Below are 16,573 nucleotides of genomic sequence, written 5' to 3' on the forward strand. Positions count from 1 at the left end.
TCCGCTAGGGGAGGCTCGATTCGTCTTTGCTTGCTGCTCACACGACGACAGGCCTTCCCTCAAGCGGGCCGGATAAACGAGAAAGCAAAGAAGAATGTTGGCTGCATGGTCAAAGTCCTTATGGTAACGCCCTAACCATTAAGGGATTTGGCGGTCTGATGCAAGTAAAACTTGCCCGCGGGCGGGGATGGGGGCAGGGTATCCGGTTAAGAAAACGGCGTGTAAACGGGATGTATCGATTCCGTTTGAATAACATTCAAAGGATGAGGGAGGTGAAGCGGATGACCATTATTTTCGATCTGGGACGGGTGGTGGTGAGCTGGGATCCGGTGGGTATAGTGAGTTCGGTGCGTGGCCCGCAGGGGGCCGAACAGTTGGCGGAACAGCTCTTTAACCACCCGGACTGGCTGGAGGTGGACAGAGGCACCATGTCACTGCACACCATGGCCCGGGAAGCGCAAGCGCGCACCGGTTTGTCTGCGGCGGAGAATCTGGCCATTTTGCAGGCGGTTCCCGCATCGCTCTTGCCAGATCCCGCTATGCTGACCCTGATAGCCGAGCTGCACGGGGCGGGGCACACCCTGTATGCCCTCTCCAACATGGGCCACGCCAGCATCGACTGGCTGGAGCAGCATCAGGAGTTCTGGCGCTGCTTCAGCGGCAAGGTGGTATCGGCGCGGGTGCGGATGATGAAGCCTGAGCCGGATATCTATCGCTATCTGCTGGTATCGTTCGATTTGAAACCGGCAGAGTGCATCTTCATCGATGACAGTCCCGCCAACATCGCGGCCGCAGAGGCCCTCGGCATCAGGGGGATCGTCTTCACCGACGCGGCGAGTTGCCGTCAGCAACTGGGTGAGCTGGGCTGTTTGCCCACCACCGGCAAGGGGTGATGCCCCTGTGGGAGTACTATGGAGCATGGCCGGTTTCGCAACTGGTTGAGTCACTATCCCGAGGCGACCTTGATCATCGCCTGCAAGGATGGCAGCGGTTATCAGCTTTGCATCGAGGCGGAAGGGGAGAGCCTCTGCCTGACCGACAGCGAGGGAGGGCACCTGACCTTCACCTCGCTGGATCAAGCTCAAGGTTTTTTGCGGGCTCATCAGGTGTATCAGGCTCGTTTGCGAATTTATGACCCTCAAACTGAAGAGATGACGGCAGGCCCGCAAGAAATAATCATCAAGTTTTAATGTTAACCAGACTCTTTAAGGGTCTATTCAGCTTGTTTACCCCACAATAGCGCACCTGTTCATCATCCGGAGCTGTTTAATGGGTGCCAATGTTGTTGTACTGAATCAGGGATATGATCACTCTTTTCAAGCCAGGGAACAGCTATTGATTGAGCGACTGGCGGGTTTTGACGAGCTGGTTGTCTCTTTTTCGGGACGGTTGGAATCCTGCTACAGCATCGATCTGTGCCGCGCCGCTGGCGTCAAGATCCACGCCATTACCCTCGATAATCCGACTCGCAGTCGCAGCGAAGTGGCCCGTGCCCGGCGTTATTGCCAGCGCTATGGCATCGACCACTGGATCGTCAAGAGCGATGAGATTGTCTTCTGTGATCGCCTGCCACACATGGAAGGATTGATCGATCCGGTTCGCCGCATTTATGAGCATGTGCAGACCCGTGCAGAGTGGTCTCACCTGCCGCTGCTGATCCCCGCTGCGGTGGAGGAGCGTGACGACTATCTGGCCCAGTTTGGTTCCCTGCCTGCCAATACCATCTGGTTTTTTGCTGACAACGGCTTGAAGCGTCGCGATTATCGCTACGGCTTCCACAAACGCCAGCTGGGTCGCTGGGGCAAGGGGAGCAACGGTTGCCTCAGTAATCGCTTCGCCAATCCACGGATGCTGGAGCAGCGCTATCTGCGGATGGTGGATCAGGCCGAGCAGATGCTGGCCGACATGGGGCTAGATGAGGCGCAGGTCTTTTTCCATACCCTGTGCGACTGCTCTACCACCCTGGCCCGGGTACGTCTGCCCGAGCATCAGCGTGCCCAGGCCTTTGATATGCAATCGGATATTCTGTCTGCCCTCAAGGGGACCGAGTTCGATCTGGTGACCCTGGATATGGCGCAGCAAGAGCGGCACGAGCTCGCCATCTAGCCTGCGGGCGAGCGACGGGGGTGTCAGAACGTGAGTGCTGTCATAGGCAAGGGGCGACGGGACTGTTTATACTGTCGCCCTTTCACCCGTTACCGAGCTTCGCCCTATGAAACCCTTCTCTCGTCTGCTGATTGCCCTGTGCCTCTCACCCGTGCTGGTACAGGCCGCCCCCCTCTCTCAGGTGACGCTGCCCGATGGCCGGCAGGTTCAGCTCAACGATGACTTCACCTGGGAGTATCTGGTGGTCAAACCGGCAGAACCGGTGCAGGGTGTGGCCGCTGATGGGAAGGCGGGGGCCTTGGTAGCGGTAGCCGCCCCGGTACTGACCGAGCAGGCCAAGGCAAATCCGGAACTGCTGGCCCAGATGGCACGCGATGGTGTGGTGGTCAAGCTGGACAAGATCGAAGGGTCTGACCCGCTGGCGCTGACCTTTATGGTGAGCAATACCGGCAACCGCAATGTGGTTGGTGTGCGCGGCATGGTGACCCTGTTCAGTGCTGACGGTGTGCAGCTGAGCCGTCAGGAGGCCCGCTTCTGGGTTGCCGAGAACCGCTTGCCGGAGACCTATCTGCGCAAGGGGCAAGCCCGTCCGTCGCTGGCCATCGAGATCCCCCGTCCTGCCGGATTGACCGGTCAGCCGCTGGTGCGGGTCGAAATTGACGAGGTGGTATTCCGCTGATTTTCCGCTGTTCCGGCCCATGCAAACCGTTTGGGCCGGCAACTTGTTGCCGCTGACACTCCCAGCAATATCTGCTTACATCTGACATGGTTCTGCAACAGCTTGCAGCTCGGCAAGCCGGGAACCTGGCCGCACAATGACTCCATACCAGCTCGCTAGCAACGGGCCCAATCACATGGAGTTATCATCATGAAAAAAGCAACTGTCTCTCTTCTGGTTCTGGCCGGGTTTGCCTCTACTTCCGCCATGGCGCAGGATGCCTTCAGCTACGCCAAGGGTTCTGCCACCTGGGCGCACACCAAATCCGATTATCTGAACAACGGCCTGGCCTTTCCCCGTGATACCAGCAATCAGGGCACTCGCGATTTTGGAGGCGTGACGCTGGATCTCTCCAAATCGTTCGCCAACAACTTCTACGGCCGTCTGCTCTCAGAGGGCACCTCTGCCCAGCACGGCAATGACAGCATGGGGATCGGCAGCCTGGGTATCGGTGTCTTCACCCCGCTCAGTACCGGCCTGAACCTCTACGGTGAAACCGGTCTGATGGGTTACACCATGGAGCGCGAGCAGGCCTATGACGTCAAGGGCTGGGATCTGGTGAGCCGCAAGAGCAGCGGCAGCATGTATGGTGAAGTGGGTCTGCGCTACGACATCGGCGACATCGAGCTTTCCACCGCCTATCGCTACGCCAACATGACTGACGATATGCACGACTTCAAGGTGGGCGGTGCCTACAAGCTCAACCAGAACTGGGCGCTGACTGCCGACTACACCTATCGCAACTGGGATCTGCAAAAAGGCTCCATCTCCAGCCTGGGTGTGAAGTACAGCTTCTGATTTTCCTTCCTGTATTCCGTAGTGTCTTGATGTTTACCCATGGCGTTTGCCATGGGTTTTTTCTTTTTCCGGTGATCCCTTTTTTCTCCTTGTGTCGTATCAGTCGCAAATAGTTATACAACTTCCATTTCTTTGTATAACTGCTATAACTGAATCAGTACTTATACAAGGAGCGTCATCATGTACAAGATTAAAGTCGGTATCAGTGCCTGCCTGCTGGGACAAGAGGTGCGTTTCGATGGGGGCCACAAGCGCTCCAGCTTCTGCGAACGGGATCTTGGCGCTCACTTTGACTATCACCCCGTCTGTCCCGAAATGGCCATCGGTCTGGGGGCGCCCCGCGCCGCCATCCGGCTGGTCAAGCGTCACGGCGAGATCCGCGCCGAGGCGAGTAATGGCAGCTTCGATGTCACCGAAAAGCTGATTGCCTTTAGTGAGCAGAAAGCCCGCCAGCTCGACTTTATCTCCGGTTACATCCTCTGCGCCAAATCCCCCAGCTGCGGCATGGAGCGGGTCAAGGTCTATGGCGCCAATAACGAGGGGAGCGCCAAGGAGGGGATCGGCCTGTTTGCCAAGGCGTTGATGGAGGCCAACCCCCTGCTGCCGGTAGAGGAAGATGGCCGTCTGTGCGATCCCATCCTGCGGGAGAACTTCGTGCTGCGGGTCTTTGCCTACCATGACTGGCAGCAGCTTTGCGCCCGTGGCATAACCGCCGCTGCGCTGGTCCGCTTCCACTCCCGTTACAAGTATCTGGTGCTCTCCCACGCCACCACCCACTACCGAGCGCTCGGCAAGCTGCTCGGCAATCTGGGCAAGGCCACCAATGTGCAGGAGGTGGCCGACAACTACATCAAGGGATTGATGACAGCGCTGACCCTGCGCGCCAACCGTCGCAGCCACACCAATGTGCTGATGCACCTGCAGGGCTACTTCAAGCGGGTGCTGACCCCGGCCCAGAAGCAGGAGCTTGCCGATACCATCGACAAGTACCGTACCGGTATCTTCCCCTTGCTGGTGCCGCTCACCCTGATCCGCCACTACCTGCGCGAGTACCCCAATCCCTATCTCGCCGAGCAGGTTTATCTCAATCCGCACCCCGATACGCTCAAATTGCGCTATGGGCTCTGAGAATGCTGTTTTGTGCGCTCGAGCAGGTCTATCTCGACCTTCATCCCAACTCGCTGAAACTGCGTTACGGGCTCTGAATCCGTTCTGTTGCCCCGGTGCATGGCTTGCGCCGGGGCGCTTTACACCTCTGTTTGATGGACGTTGTCATGTCTGATTTATCGCAAGAAGTTGCTCCTCTGGCTGATGAGGGGATCTACCCCATTCGCGAGGTCTCCCGCCTCACCGGCGTCAACGCCGTGACCCTGCGCGCCTGGCAGCGCCGCTACGGTCTGGTGCAACCGGCCCGAACCGAAAAGGGCCACCGCCTCTACAGCGAGCAGGATATCCGCCAAATCGGCGAGATCCTGAGCTGGCTGGAGCGGGGGGTGAGTATCGGGCAGGTGAAGGGGCTCTTGAGCGAACCCCACGCCCAGCCGGTGAGCGATCACTGGCAGCAAACCCTGGAGCAGTTCAGTCAGGCACTGCTCGCCTTCAACCAGCGCAAGGCAGAAGCCGAGCTCAACGATCTGCTGGCGAGCTACCCGTTCGAGCTGGTGCGAAGCCGGGTACTGCAACCGCTGGTGGAGCGGCTGCTGGGGCTGTGGCGCGAGCGGCCCGATGGCGAGCTGCTGCAACAGGTGTGGCTGGGCTGGCTCCATACCCGCTTCGCCCGTCACCTGATCGAGCAGGAGAAGGGCGTGCCGGTTACGTTGGTAAGCTGGGGACAGGTCGGCCCTCTCGATTTGGTCTGGGCTGCTTATGAGCTGATCGGTCAGGGCTATGAGGTGCAACTGCTGGGGGCGGTCGAACCTCGCCATGCCAGCTTGCTGGAGGGACGTGCCGTCACCCCCTGGCTGGTATTGCTGGGAGCCGGTCTTGGCAAACAGGAGCTGGCCGCCGGGTGGCCCGCAGGCACGCGCCTGTTTGGCGAGCTGGGTCGCCTCTACGATGACGAGTGGCTGCAAGCCCACGGCTGGCAGGTGAGCCTTGCCGAGCTGATGGCAGATGCGCCAGCTGCGGCTGGCGCCAACGGACGCGGGAGGAAAAAGTCTTGAAGCTGATCTGGTTGCGCAATGATCTGCGCCTTGCCGACAACCCTGCGCTGCGGCATGCCTGCGCCGATGATGAGCCGGTGGCCGCGCTCTTTATCATCTCTCCCACCCAGTGGCGGCAGCACAAGCTAGCCGCGGTTCGTCAGCGCTTTATGTTGGCGCAGGTCGATGTGCTGGGCCGCGAGCTGGCGGTGCTTGGCATCCCGCTCCATCTGCTGCGATTGGAGACCTTTGCCGAGGTACCTGCAGCGTTGGCAGACCTCTGCCGCGAGCAGGGGGTGACCCAACTCTATGCCAATCAGGCTATCGAGATCGATGAGCAGCGTCGCGACCATGCCGTCAGCGCCGCGCTGGCAGAGCAGGCGGTGAGTTGTCACTGGCTCAACGGTTGTTGCGTATTGCCGCCGGGGCGGGTGCTGACCGGGTCGGGGGAGATGTTCAAGGTCTTCACACCTTTCAGTCGCGCCTGGCTCAAGGCCCTCGACGAGGAGGGGTTTGTCATTCATCGCGCGCCAGCGTCCCGTGGCGAGCCGCTGCCGTGGCTGCCGCTGGCAGAGCGGGAGTGGGTTGATGAGGCGCTCGGCGAGCTGACGGCAGATCCACGCTGGCCGGTGGGGGAGGCGGAAGCCCGGCGCCGTTTGAACGATTTTCTGGAGCAGGCGGTGCTCGACTATGGCGAGACCCGGGATTTTCCTGCCATCGCAGGCACGTCCGTGCTCTCCCCCTATCTGGCGGCGGGCATCATCAGCCCCCGTCAGTGCGTGGCGGCGCTTCAACAGCGCCTTGGCTATCGGCCCCAGTCCAAGGCCCAGCCCGGCTTTGTCTGGCTCAATGAGCTGGTCTGGCGCGAGTTCTATCGCCACCTGCTGGTGCTGAACCCGACTCTTTCCATGAATCGCCCCTTCAAGCCCGAGACCGCAGCGCTGCCGTGGAGCTGGGACCCGGATGCCTTTGCCGCCTGGTGCGAGGGACGTACCGGCTACCCCATTGTCGATGCGGCGATGCGCTGCCTCAACGCCACCGGCTGGATGCACAACCGGCTGCGGATGATAGTGGCGAGCTTTCTCACCAAGGATCTCCATATCCACTGGCGGCTCGGGGAGGATTACTTCATGAGTCGGTTGATCGACGGCGATCTGGCGGCCAACAACGGCGGCTGGCAGTGGGCGGCGGGTACCGGCGCCGATGCGGCGCCCTATTTTCGGGTCTTCAACCCCACCACTCAGGGGCAACGATTTGATCCACAAGGGGAGTTTATCCGTACCTGGGTAACTGAACTTGCCGATATTCCTGCCGCTTATGTGCATCAGCCCCACGACTGGCTGCGGCTCAAGGGGCGACAGGATTATCCGGCACCCATGGTGGATCACGCCGTTGCCCGGGTGAGAGCCATCGAGATGTTTCGCTCTCTGGAGAAATAGGATGAACGAGCCGCTGGCCCGCTTTATTGGCCTCTATCAGCAACTGGACAAACAGCAGTTGCACCGCTTGCCCGAGGTCTATGCCGAACAGGTGGTCTTTACCGATCCGGCCCACCGTATCGAGGGGGTGGCGGCCCTTGGCGACTATTTTGCCGCCCTCTATCAGCGCCTCGCCTACTGTCGCTTCGTCATTACCAGTCAGCAGCAACAGGGGCTGCAGGCCTGGCTCGGCTGGACCATGACCTTCTCTCACCCCAGATTGCGTGGTGGTGAGCCGGTGACGGTGGAGGGGGCCACCCGCCTCGAGTTCGACGAGGCGGGCAAGGTGTGCCAGCACCGGGACTATTTTGATCTGGGCGCCATGCTCTACGAGCAGTTGCCGCTGCTCGGGCCCGTGGTACGCGCCATCAAGATGAGGCTTGGCGCATGAGCGGCCGGGTGCTCATCACAGGGGCGACCTCCGGCATCGGTCGCCAGTTGGCACTGGATTACCGGCGGGCAGGCTGGCAGGTGTGGGGCTGTGGCCGCGATGGCGAACGGCTGCAGGAGTTGGGGCTGCACGGCATTACCCCGCTGCAATTTGATGCCCGTGACCTTGCTGCCATGAAAGAGCTGGCTAGCAGTTTGCCGCCACTGGACTTGCTGATCCTCAATGCCGGAAATTGTGAATACATGGATGTTGCCGAGGGCTTTGACAGTGCCCTGTTTGCCCGGGTGATCGAGACCAATCTCATTGCTACCGGCTATGCTCTTGACGCGTTTTTACCGCTGCTGCATCGGGGGGCGCGGCTGGCGCTGGTCAGCTCCTCTGTCAGCTGGTTAGCCTTGCCAAGAGCACAAGCCTACGGCGCCTCCAAGGCGGCGATTGATTATCTGGCCGCCACCTTGCGCCTGGATCTTGCCGTGAGGGGGATCGGCGTGACCCTGATCCGCCCCGGTTTTGTAAAAACCCCCCTCACCGCGAAGAATGATTTTCCCATGCCCTGTCTGGTGACCGTGGAGCAGGCCTCCCGCACTATCATGGACGGGCTTGCTGCGGGTCACCATCAGATCCATTTTCCCCGCCGTTTCATCTGGTTGCTGCGCCTGCTTGGGGCGCTGCCGGTGGGATTGTGGCTGCGTTTCGGTGGTTCGCTTACTTCGAAAGGACACAATAAATGAAGAAAAGGATAGCCATCATAGGCTCCGGAATTTCCGGTCTCTCCGCCGGTTTTTTACTGCACAAGTTGCACGATGTTACGTTGTTTGAGGCAGCGCCAACCTTGGGTGGCCATACCGCCACCGTTGATGTGAGTCTGGCGGGTCGTAACTACGCCATCGATACCGGCTTTATTGTGTTTAATGACCGTACTTATCCCCATTTTTTGAAGTTGCTGGCCCGGATCGGGGTAGAACGGCAACCCGCCGAGATGAGCTTTTCAGTCAAAAGCCCGGAGGGGCTTGAATACAACGGTCACAACCTCGATACCCTGTTTGCCCAGCGCAGCAATTTGCTAAGCCCGCGTTTTTATCGTTTTGTTGGCGAGATCCTGCGGTTTAACCGGGATGCTCGCGCGTGGCTGGCCGATGCGCAACTCGAAGGGAATAGCGATCAGCTGACCCTGGGGGATTTTTTGCTGGCCGGTGATTTTAGCGATTACTTCGCCCGTCATTACATCCTGCCCATGGGGGCGGCGATCTGGTCTTCGACCCTGGCGGATATGCGCGCCTTTCCGTTGGGTTTCTTTTTGCGCTTTTTTGCCAACCACGGCTTGCTGGATGTGGCCAATCGCCCCCAGTGGTATGTCATTCCGGGCGGTTCGCGGGAATACATTGGCCCGCTCACTGCCGGTTGGCAGCAACAGATCCGGCTCGCTTGTCCGGTTCAGGGTATTAGACGGGTGGCTGATGGGGTGGTGATCCAGAGCAGCTATGGTGAGGAGTCGTTTGATGAAGTGATCCTCGCCTGTCACAGCGATCAGGCGCTGGCCCTGTTGCAAGATGCCAGTTCAGGGGAGCAAGCCATTCTCGGTGACATGACTTATCAGGCGAACGATGTCTGGCTCCACACCGATGCGGGCTGTTTGCCGAGCCGCAAGAAAGCCTGGGCCAGCTGGAATTATCAGCTCGATGGCAATGACGAGGCTCGACCGCTGGTGAGCTACAACATGAACATCTTGCAGAGTGTTGAATCCCCGGAACCCTTCTGTGTCAGCCTCAACCCGCAGGGCAAGGTGGATGAGAGCAAGGTGCTGCGTCGCTTTGTCTACCACCATCCGGTGTTCAATCAGGGGTCCATCGCAGCCCAGCAGCGGCGCGCCGAGATTTGCGGTCAGCGCCACACCCATTTTTGCGGCGCCTATTGGTACAACGGTTTTCATGAAGACGGGGTGCATAGCGCGCTGGATGTGGCCGAACGCTTTGGGGCCAGTCTATGAGTACCACTGCGGCTGAACAGACCATCAGTGCCATTTGGCAAGGATCAGTGCGCCATCGCCGTTTTGCACCACGGGCGCATGCCTTCTCCTATAGCCTGTTTATGCTGGGGCTGGATCTGGATGAGATCGCTGCGCTGGATCAGGGGCGCTGGTTCGGGGTAGAGCGGGCGGGGCTGCTCTCCTTTCATCGTGATGATTACCTCAAAGGCAGTCAGGGTAACCTCAAGCAGGCGGTGTGGCAGAAGGTGAGCGAACTGGGTGGCGATGGCGACCCCGAGGGGCGGGTGCTGCTGCTCGGCAATGTGCGCTGTTTGGGGTTCTACTTCAGTCCGGTCAACTTCTACTTCTGCTACCGGCAGGGGGAGGCGCGCTATCTGCTAGCAGAGGTCTCCAACACCCCCTGGAATGAGCGCCACTACTACCTGCTGGACCTGGCGGCGCTGACGCCCCATGACAAGGATTTTCATGTATCCCCCTTTATGGGGCTGGCCATGCGTTATCACTGGCGTATTCGCCCCCCGGCACAAGAGACGCTGATCCACATCGAGAGTCATCCCGTATCTGGCGAGGCAAAGTTGTTTGATGCGACCCTGGCACTGAGCCGTGAGCCGCTGTCACGCAAGGGGTTGATAGCGCTGCTGGTGCGCTGGCCGTGGATGACCCTGAAGGTGCTGCTCGGGATCTACTGGCAGGCCCTGCGTCTTTTTATCAAACGAACCCCCATTTTTAGTCATCCGGAGACTCGCTAATGGAATTAGTGCAAGCCACACAATCAGCTTCTTTCATTGAAAAAGGGGCAAAGCAGTTGCTACTCAAGCTGCTGGTGCGCCTCGGCCATGGTCAACTGATCCTGCGAGACGGTAGTGAGCGCCACAGCTTCGGGGTAGCAGGCACCGATCTGCATGCCGAGCTGGTGGTGCAGGACCCCGCCTTCTATCGTCGCCTGTTACTGGGGGGCAGCATAGCGGCTGGTGAGACCTGGGTAGAGGGGCTGTGGACCAGCCCGGACCCGGTAGCGCTGGTGCGGTTGCTGGCCCGTAATATGTCCCTGCTGGACAGCCTGGAGCGGCACCTGAGCTGGTTGAGTTTCCCCTTCAACAAGGCGCGTCACTGGCTCAATCGCAATACCCTGACTGGATCGCGCTCCAATATCGCCGCCCACTACGATCTGGGCAATACCCTCTATCAGGGCTTTCTCGACAGCCATATGCAGTATTCGAGTGCCATTTATCCAACCGCAGAGGCCACCTTGGAACAGGGGCAGCAGGCCAAGCTGCATACCATCTGCGAGCGGCTCGAGCTGGGGCCGCACGATCATCTGCTGGAGATCGGTACCGGCTGGGGTGGCTTGGCAGTCTATGCCGCCCGTCACTACGGCTGCCGGGTGACGACCACTACCATCTCTCAGGCCCAGCATGACTATGCCAAGGAGTGGATCGTGCGGGAAGGGCTGGGGGATCGCATCACATTACTGCTGGAGGATTACCGCAAGCTGGATGGCACCTATGACAAGCTGGTCTCCATCGAAATGATCGAAGCGGTGGGTCATGCCTTTCTGCCCGACTATTTCCGCCAGCTGTCACGGCTGCTCAAGCCCGGTGGCCGTCTGCTGATCCAAGCCATCACCATTGCCGATCAGCGTCATGCCCAGTATCTGCGCAGCGTGGATTTCATCCAGCGTTACATCTTCCCCGGTGGCTGCTTGCCGAGTGCATCCCAGATGGCGGGCTTGATTGCCAAAGAGACCGACATGCAGCTGGTGCGGTTGCACGATCACGGCCATCACTATGCCCGTACGTTGGCCCACTGGTGCGAGCGCTTTCTGGCGCTGGCCCCCGAGCTGCCCAAGTTGGGCTATAGCCAGGATTTCATCCGGTTGTGGCACTTCTACTTCGCCTATTGCGAGGGGGGATTTTGGGAGCGGGCGATCAGTCTGGTGCAGCTGGAGGCGGCCAAGCCGGGGCCGTCTGGTTGGTCAGGTTCACTGCCAGTGAGCGGTCACTAATCATGTGGCAGTGGGCCCACCTGTTGGGGTTCAACCTCTACTGGTTGCTGGCGGTGAAATGGCAGCAACCGGGCCCGCTGCTGGTGATGTTGCTGCTGCACTTTCTCTTCTCGCCCAGCCGCAAGGATGATGTGCGGCTGTTGCCCCTGGCGCTTGCCGGGTGTCTGCTTGATCTGTTGCTATGGCGGATCGGGCTGTTCCAGTTTCCCGCCGGTTTTCCCCTTTGGCTGGTGCTACTCTGGCTCGGTTTCGCTCTGTCCTTGGCTCATGGCATGCGCTGGCTGCTGCGCTTGCCCCGCTGGCAGCAGGCGCTGTTTGGCATAGTGGGGGGCGCCTTCTCCTATTTGGCGGGTGCCGCCATGGGGGCAGTACACTTACCTTGGGGCATCTGGATCAGCGCGGCAGTGCTGACAGTGATCTGGATGTGGTGGTTACCCGTACTGCTGTGGGTAATGGTCAAACTGGAGGGTGAGCCAGCATGAACACCTTTTCGACCGACACCTTGTTGTTTTCCAAATGGACCAAAGAGAGCCAGCACGAGCTGACCGACCGTCACTATCTGGTCGTTGCTTGCCAGCGTGACGCGCAAGGGCAGCTGGTGCAGGTGGTGGTGCAGGATATCAACACCTTGCAAGAACAGGAGATGGACTGGCATGAACTGGAAGACCCCAACCATTGGCATATGGGGTGGAATTAGCCCACTGCTTGCGGCGCTGACTTTACTCATTACAACGACCGTGCAGGCTTCTGCGGCACCCTGGCAACAGCTGCGCCCGGTCGGACAGGGAGAGATGAACTGGCTCTGGTTCAAGCTCTACGATGCCACCCTCTACAGCCAGAGTGGCCGCTATCAGCTGGGCCAATATCCACAGGCTCTAATCCTTACCTATGCCAGATCCATCGAGCGGGAAGATCTGCTGAGTGCCACCGCCGCCGAGTGGCAGCGGCTCGGTCTTGGCACTGACGTAGAGCGTCAGCGCTGGCTCGGTCAGCTTGCGGCGCTGTGGCCCGATGTGCAGGCGGGTGACCAGCTCACCTTCTATGTCGACAAGGGTGGCGCAGGCCACTTCTGGTGGCAGGAGAAGCCCCTCGGCACCCTAGCCGATCCGCAATTCTCGGCTGCTTTCCTCGCCATCTGGCTGGCTGACAACAGCCGCGATCCCGCCCTGACCCGCAGCCTGCGTGGCCAACCCTGAACATGGAGTCTCTGATGTCTTTCTATCGTGCATACCGCTGGTTGCTGTTGCTGCCCCTGCTATTGCTGAGCGGCTGTGGCGCCAGTCTCAATGACTATCGTGGCCAGGGGCCGAACTGGGATCTTGCCCGTTTCTTTAGCGGCAAGCTGGTGGCTCACGGCCTGGTGACCGACCGTAGCGGCGAAGTGACCAGTCGCTTTCGGGTCGAGATGGTGGGGCGTTGGCAGAACGGTAAGGGGGAGCTGTTCGAGCAGTTCTACTTCGATGATGGCCGTCAGCAGACCCGCACCTGGTATCTGAGCAAGGGAGATGATGGTCACTGGCGTGGTACCGCTTCCGACGTGGTGGGGGAGGCGGTAGGCAAGACGGAAGGGTTTGCCCTCAACTGGCGCTACCAGCTTGATCTGGTGCTGCCGGATGGCGAGGTAGTGCGGGTGAGTTTCGATGACTGGATGTATCTGCTGGATGAGGATCGTCTGATTAATCGTGCTGCAATTAGCAAATTTGGCATACACCTTGGTGAGGTGATCCTCTACATCGAGCGCCAGCCCTGACGATTAAGGAACGTTACCTCAATGAAAAAGCGCGCCGATGGCGCGCTTTTTGTTTCGCAAGGAAGGCCGGATCAGATGATGCGGTTATCTTCCAGCATCTTGCGACGGGCCTCTTCTTTGGCCATCTTCTTCTTGCGGTTGTCACAAGGCTCGGGGCAATCGCACTCTTTTTCGATGCCGACCGTACCCAGGCCACCACAGGAGCCGGAGATGGTCTTCTTCTGGAAGATGTAACCGATAGCCATGGCGGCTATCACCAGCATGAAGACCCCGAAGGTGATCAGAAAAATCTGCATCTGTACCTCTTACTTCTTGACCAGATAGGGCTTGAAGGCATCGGAGTAGGCCTCTTCAAAGCCGTCGTCCGTTTTGGTGATCACGAAGATCGCCAAGCCTCGCTCTTTGGCATACGCCAGGCTCTTCTCGGTTCCCATCACCATGAATACGGTCGCCAGCCCATCTGCGGTCATACAGGAGGGGTGGATCACGGTGACCGACACCAGTCGGTGCTGGATCGGCTTGCCGGTGCGTGGGTCTATGGTGTGAGAGAAGCGCTGGCCATCGAGCTCGTAGTAGTTACGGTAATCACCCGAGGTAGCCACGCCGTTATGACCAGGAATGATCACCTCTTGTACCGTGCCGGAGCCCGCAGTGGGCTTCTCGATGGCGACGCGCCAGGGATGTCCCTTGCTGTTGACTCCACTGATCCGCAGTTCACCACCAATTTCTACCAGATAGTTGCGACTACCGAGGAGTTCCAGATACTCGGCTACCTTGTCTACCCCAAAGCCCTTGGCAATAGAGGAGAGATCGACGTAGAGGTCCGGAATATCTTTTTGCAGGGTATCGGCATCCACCGAGGTCACTACATGCAGATTACCCAGACCGGTCTTTTGGCGGGTTTGGGTGATCAGCTCGTCAGAAGGGATCTTGGTTGGCTTTTTGTCCGGGCCAAAGCCCCACAAATTGACCAGCGGGCCAACGGTGACGTCCAGCGCCCCCTGGCTCTCACGGCCAATGTGAATCGCCTCTGTCACCACTTGCGCCGTATCACGGGAGACCACGATCGGGGTGGCACTGCGATGCTGGTTGAAGCGCGACAGCTCGGAATCGGGGCGATAGGTCGACATCTGGTCGTTGACCCGCTCCAGCAATACATCGACTTCAGCCTGTAATTTGGCGGGATCACTGATGACGCCATCAGCCACTTTGATGGAGTAGTAAGTGCCCATGGTGCTACCGGTGATGTGGATCTCCGGTTTGGTTTGGACCGTTTCCTGACCGCACCCAGTCAAGAAAAAGGCTAGCCCGAAGGCTAGCCAGGTCTTTACAACACTGTGCATGGATTAACCACCAAAGTCATCCAACAGGATGTTTTCGTCTTCAACGCCCAGATCTTTGAGCATGTTGATGACGGCAGCGTTCATCACCGGAGGTCCACACATGTAGAACTCGCAATCTTCCGGTGCTTCGTGGTTCTTGAGATAGCTCTCATAGAGCACGTTGTGGATGAAGCCGGTGTAGCCATCCCAGTTGTCTTCCGGTTGCGGATCAGACAGGGCGACGTTCCACTTGAAGTTGTCGTTCTCGGCCGCGAGCATGTCGAAATCTTCGACATAGAACATTTCACGCTTGGAACGGGCACCGTACCAGAAGCTCATCTTGCGCTTGGAGTTCAGGCGACGCAGCTGGTCGAAGATATGGGAACGCATCGGCGCCATACCTGCACCACCACCGATGAATACCATTTCGGCATCGGTCTCTTTGGCGAAGAACTCACCGAATGGACCGGAGATGGTCACCTTGTCGCCAGCCTTCAGGCTGAAGATGTAGGAGGACATCTGTCCCGGAGGGGCGGTCCAGTTGCTCGGCGGCGGCGTAGCGATACGCACGTTCAGCATGATGATACCGAACTCTTCCGGATAGTTGGCCATGGAGTAGGCCCGGATGATCGGCTCATCGACCTTGGACTCCAGTTCAAAGATCTTGAAGCGATCCCAGTCACCACGATACTCCTCGGGAATATCGAAGTTTTTGTAGCTCACATGGTGAGCAGGGGCTTCGATCTGGATATAGCCACCAGCACGGAATGGTACTGTTTCACCATCCGGGATCTGCAGTTTGAGCTCCTTGATGAAGGTGGCCTTGTTATCGTTGGAGATAACAGTACATTCCCACTTCTTCACCCCGAAGATCTCTTCCGGCAGTTCGATATCCATGTCAGAGCGCACGGTGACCTGGCAGGCCAGACGTTCGCCATGACGAGCTTCGCCCTTGCTGATGTGATCCAGTTCGGTCGGCAGAATGTCGCCACCACCGGATTTCACCCGTACTTTGCACTGGCCACAGGAGCCACCGCCGCCACAGGCGGAGGAGACAAAAATACCGCTACCGGCCAAAGCGCCCAACAGTTTGCCGCCAGCAGGGCCTACAACAGCCTTGGCAGGATCACCGTTGATGCTGATTGTCACATCGCCCGCAGTCACCAGCTTGGACTTGGCGAACAGAATGACTGCCACCAGTGCCAGCAGGATCACGGTAAACATGACCACACCCAAAATAATTTCCATCTATCGTTCCTTTCTGATTGCAGGAAAGCCGATTACAGGGAGATACCAGAGAAGGACATGAAGCCCAGAGCCATCAGGCCAGCGGTGATGAAGGTAATGCCCAGACCACGAAGACCGTGCGGAACATCAGAGTACTTCATCTTCTCGCGAATACCTGCCAGCGCAACGATTGCCAGCATCCAGCCTGCCCCTGACCCTACACCGTAAACTACAGATTCGACGAAGTTGTAGTCACGCTGCACCATGAAGGAGACGCCACCGAAGATGGCGCAGTTCACGGTGATGAGTGGCAAGAAGATGCCAAGCGCGTTGTAGAGCGCAGGGAAGTACTTGTCCAGCGCCATTTCCAGGATCTGTACCAGTGCCGCAATCACACCGATAAAGGTGATGAAGCTCAGGAAGCTCAGATCCAGACCGGATACCAGAGCACCATCTTTAAGCACGTAGTTGTAGATCAGGTTGTTGGCCGGAACCGCGATGGTCTGCACCACAATAACGGCAATGCCAAGACCCATAGAGGTCTTTACCTTCTTGGACACCGCCAGGAAGGTACACATCCCCAAAAAGAAGGAGAGTGCCAGGTTTTCGATGAAGATCGATTTAATCAACAGACTCAGATAGTGTTCCAT

Annotated in this window: 21 protein-coding genes and 1 other annotated feature (1 of these 22 cut by a window edge); of the genes, 17 read left to right on the top strand and 4 right to left on the bottom strand. The window is 58.7% G+C overall.

Annotation, left to right across the window (positions count from 1 at the left end; translation table 11 throughout):
- Window positions 1-111 (bottom strand) — a sequence feature (Phe leader region) (it extends 11 nt beyond the left edge of the window).
- Window positions 112-281: 170 nt separating this feature from the next.
- From CK911_RS01410 to CK911_RS01490, 17 genes are all read left to right on the top strand, one after another.
- Entirely contained in the window at window positions 282-893 is a 612-nt protein-coding gene (locus CK911_RS01410; protein ID WP_098968739.1) for an HAD family phosphatase, read from the top strand.
- A gap of 18 nt (window positions 894-911) precedes the next feature.
- Window positions 912-1,190: a DUF6482 family protein gene (locus CK911_RS01415; RefSeq protein ID WP_068976850.1), complete on the top strand. Its 279-nt coding sequence runs from the start codon at window positions 912-914 to the stop codon at window positions 1,188-1,190.
- 79 nt (window positions 1,191-1,269) lie between these two features.
- Complete coding sequence (locus tag CK911_RS01420; RefSeq protein WP_098968740.1) at window positions 1,270-2,106, top strand: hypothetical protein; 837 nt, start codon at window positions 1,270-1,272, stop codon at window positions 2,104-2,106.
- A gap of 106 nt (window positions 2,107-2,212) precedes the next feature.
- Complete coding sequence (locus CK911_RS01425) at window positions 2,213-2,785, top strand: DUF3157 family protein (protein WP_098968741.1); 573 nt, start codon at window positions 2,213-2,215, stop codon at window positions 2,783-2,785.
- A gap of 189 nt (window positions 2,786-2,974) precedes the next feature.
- A complete protein-coding gene (locus CK911_RS01430; RefSeq protein WP_098968742.1) occupies window positions 2,975-3,622 on the top strand; it encodes an autotransporter in 648 nt (215 codons plus the stop codon).
- Between the two features lie 180 nt (window positions 3,623-3,802).
- Window positions 3,803-4,750, top strand: a complete 948-nt coding sequence (locus tag CK911_RS01435) for a DUF523 and DUF1722 domain-containing protein (RefSeq protein WP_098968743.1) — start codon at window positions 3,803-3,805, stop codon at window positions 4,748-4,750.
- A 146-nt stretch (window positions 4,751-4,896) separates the two neighbouring features.
- Window positions 4,897-5,784, top strand: a complete 888-nt coding sequence (locus tag CK911_RS01440; protein WP_098968744.1) for a MerR family transcriptional regulator — start codon at window positions 4,897-4,899, stop codon at window positions 5,782-5,784.
- A complete protein-coding gene (phrB, locus tag CK911_RS01445) occupies window positions 5,781-7,202 on the top strand; it encodes a deoxyribodipyrimidine photo-lyase (RefSeq protein WP_098968745.1) in 1,422 nt (473 codons plus the stop codon). Before CK911_RS01440 ends, phrB begins: the two co-directional genes overlap by 4 nt.
- A gap of 1 nt (window position 7,203) precedes the next feature.
- Window positions 7,204-7,632 (top strand): nuclear transport factor 2 family protein, encoded by a 429-nt coding sequence (locus CK911_RS01450; protein WP_071912301.1) that lies wholly within the window; start codon window positions 7,204-7,206, stop codon window positions 7,630-7,632.
- On the top strand, window positions 7,629-8,363 hold the full coding sequence (locus CK911_RS01455) for an SDR family NAD(P)-dependent oxidoreductase (RefSeq protein WP_098968746.1): 735 nt from the start codon (window positions 7,629-7,631) through the stop codon (window positions 8,361-8,363). The genes CK911_RS01450 and CK911_RS01455 overlap by 4 nt, the downstream gene beginning before the upstream one ends.
- On the top strand, window positions 8,360-9,619 hold the full coding sequence (locus CK911_RS01460; protein ID WP_068976842.1) for an NAD(P)/FAD-dependent oxidoreductase: 1,260 nt from the start codon (window positions 8,360-8,362) through the stop codon (window positions 9,617-9,619). The genes CK911_RS01455 and CK911_RS01460 overlap by 4 nt, the downstream gene beginning before the upstream one ends.
- Window positions 9,616-10,368 (top strand): DUF1365 domain-containing protein, encoded by a 753-nt coding sequence (locus CK911_RS01465; protein ID WP_098968747.1) that lies wholly within the window; start codon window positions 9,616-9,618, stop codon window positions 10,366-10,368. Before CK911_RS01460 ends, CK911_RS01465 begins: the two co-directional genes overlap by 4 nt.
- Window positions 10,368-11,624, top strand: a complete 1,257-nt coding sequence (locus tag CK911_RS01470) for a cyclopropane-fatty-acyl-phospholipid synthase family protein (protein WP_098968748.1) — start codon at window positions 10,368-10,370, stop codon at window positions 11,622-11,624. The genes CK911_RS01465 and CK911_RS01470 overlap by 1 nt, the downstream gene beginning before the upstream one ends.
- Before the next feature lie 2 nt (window positions 11,625-11,626).
- Window positions 11,627-12,106: a DUF2878 domain-containing protein gene (locus CK911_RS01475; RefSeq protein WP_098968749.1), complete on the top strand. Its 480-nt coding sequence runs from the start codon at window positions 11,627-11,629 to the stop codon at window positions 12,104-12,106.
- Entirely contained in the window at window positions 12,103-12,321 is a 219-nt protein-coding gene (locus CK911_RS01480; protein ID WP_098968750.1) for a TIGR02450 family Trp-rich protein, read from the top strand. Before CK911_RS01475 ends, CK911_RS01480 begins: the two co-directional genes overlap by 4 nt.
- Window positions 12,278-12,820, top strand: coding sequence for a chalcone isomerase family protein (locus tag CK911_RS01485; RefSeq protein WP_098968751.1), 543 nt, complete (start codon window positions 12,278-12,280; stop codon window positions 12,818-12,820). The genes CK911_RS01480 and CK911_RS01485 overlap by 44 nt, the downstream gene beginning before the upstream one ends.
- A gap of 14 nt (window positions 12,821-12,834) precedes the next feature.
- Entirely contained in the window at window positions 12,835-13,374 is a 540-nt protein-coding gene (locus CK911_RS01490; protein WP_098968752.1) for a DUF3833 domain-containing protein, read from the top strand.
- 71 nt (window positions 13,375-13,445) lie between these two features.
- On the opposite strand, the gene nqrM is transcribed toward CK911_RS01490, so the two are convergent.
- Genes nqrM through nqrE form a run of 4 tightly spaced genes read right to left on the bottom strand, consistent with a single transcriptional unit; the run spans window position 13,446 to window position 16,573 of the window.
- Window positions 13,446-13,670, bottom strand: coding sequence for a (Na+)-NQR maturation NqrM (gene nqrM, locus CK911_RS01495; protein WP_042019960.1), 225 nt, complete (start codon window positions 13,668-13,670; stop codon window positions 13,446-13,448).
- Window positions 13,671-13,679: 9 nt separating this feature from the next.
- A complete protein-coding gene (locus CK911_RS01500; RefSeq protein ID WP_098968753.1) occupies window positions 13,680-14,717 on the bottom strand; it encodes an FAD:protein FMN transferase in 1,038 nt (345 codons plus the stop codon).
- 3 nt (window positions 14,718-14,720) lie between these two features.
- Window positions 14,721-15,944, bottom strand: a complete 1,224-nt coding sequence (gene nqrF / locus CK911_RS01505; RefSeq protein ID WP_068976834.1) for an NADH:ubiquinone reductase (Na(+)-transporting) subunit F — start codon at window positions 15,942-15,944, stop codon at window positions 14,721-14,723.
- Window positions 15,945-15,976: 32 nt separating this feature from the next.
- Window positions 15,977-16,573, bottom strand: coding sequence for an NADH:ubiquinone reductase (Na(+)-transporting) subunit E (gene nqrE, locus CK911_RS01510; protein ID WP_042019965.1), 597 nt, complete (start codon window positions 16,571-16,573; stop codon window positions 15,977-15,979).

This window comes from Aeromonas sp. CU5 (genome assembly GCF_002586745.1).
GTDB lineage: Bacteria > Pseudomonadota > Gammaproteobacteria > Enterobacterales > Aeromonadaceae > Aeromonas > Aeromonas sobria.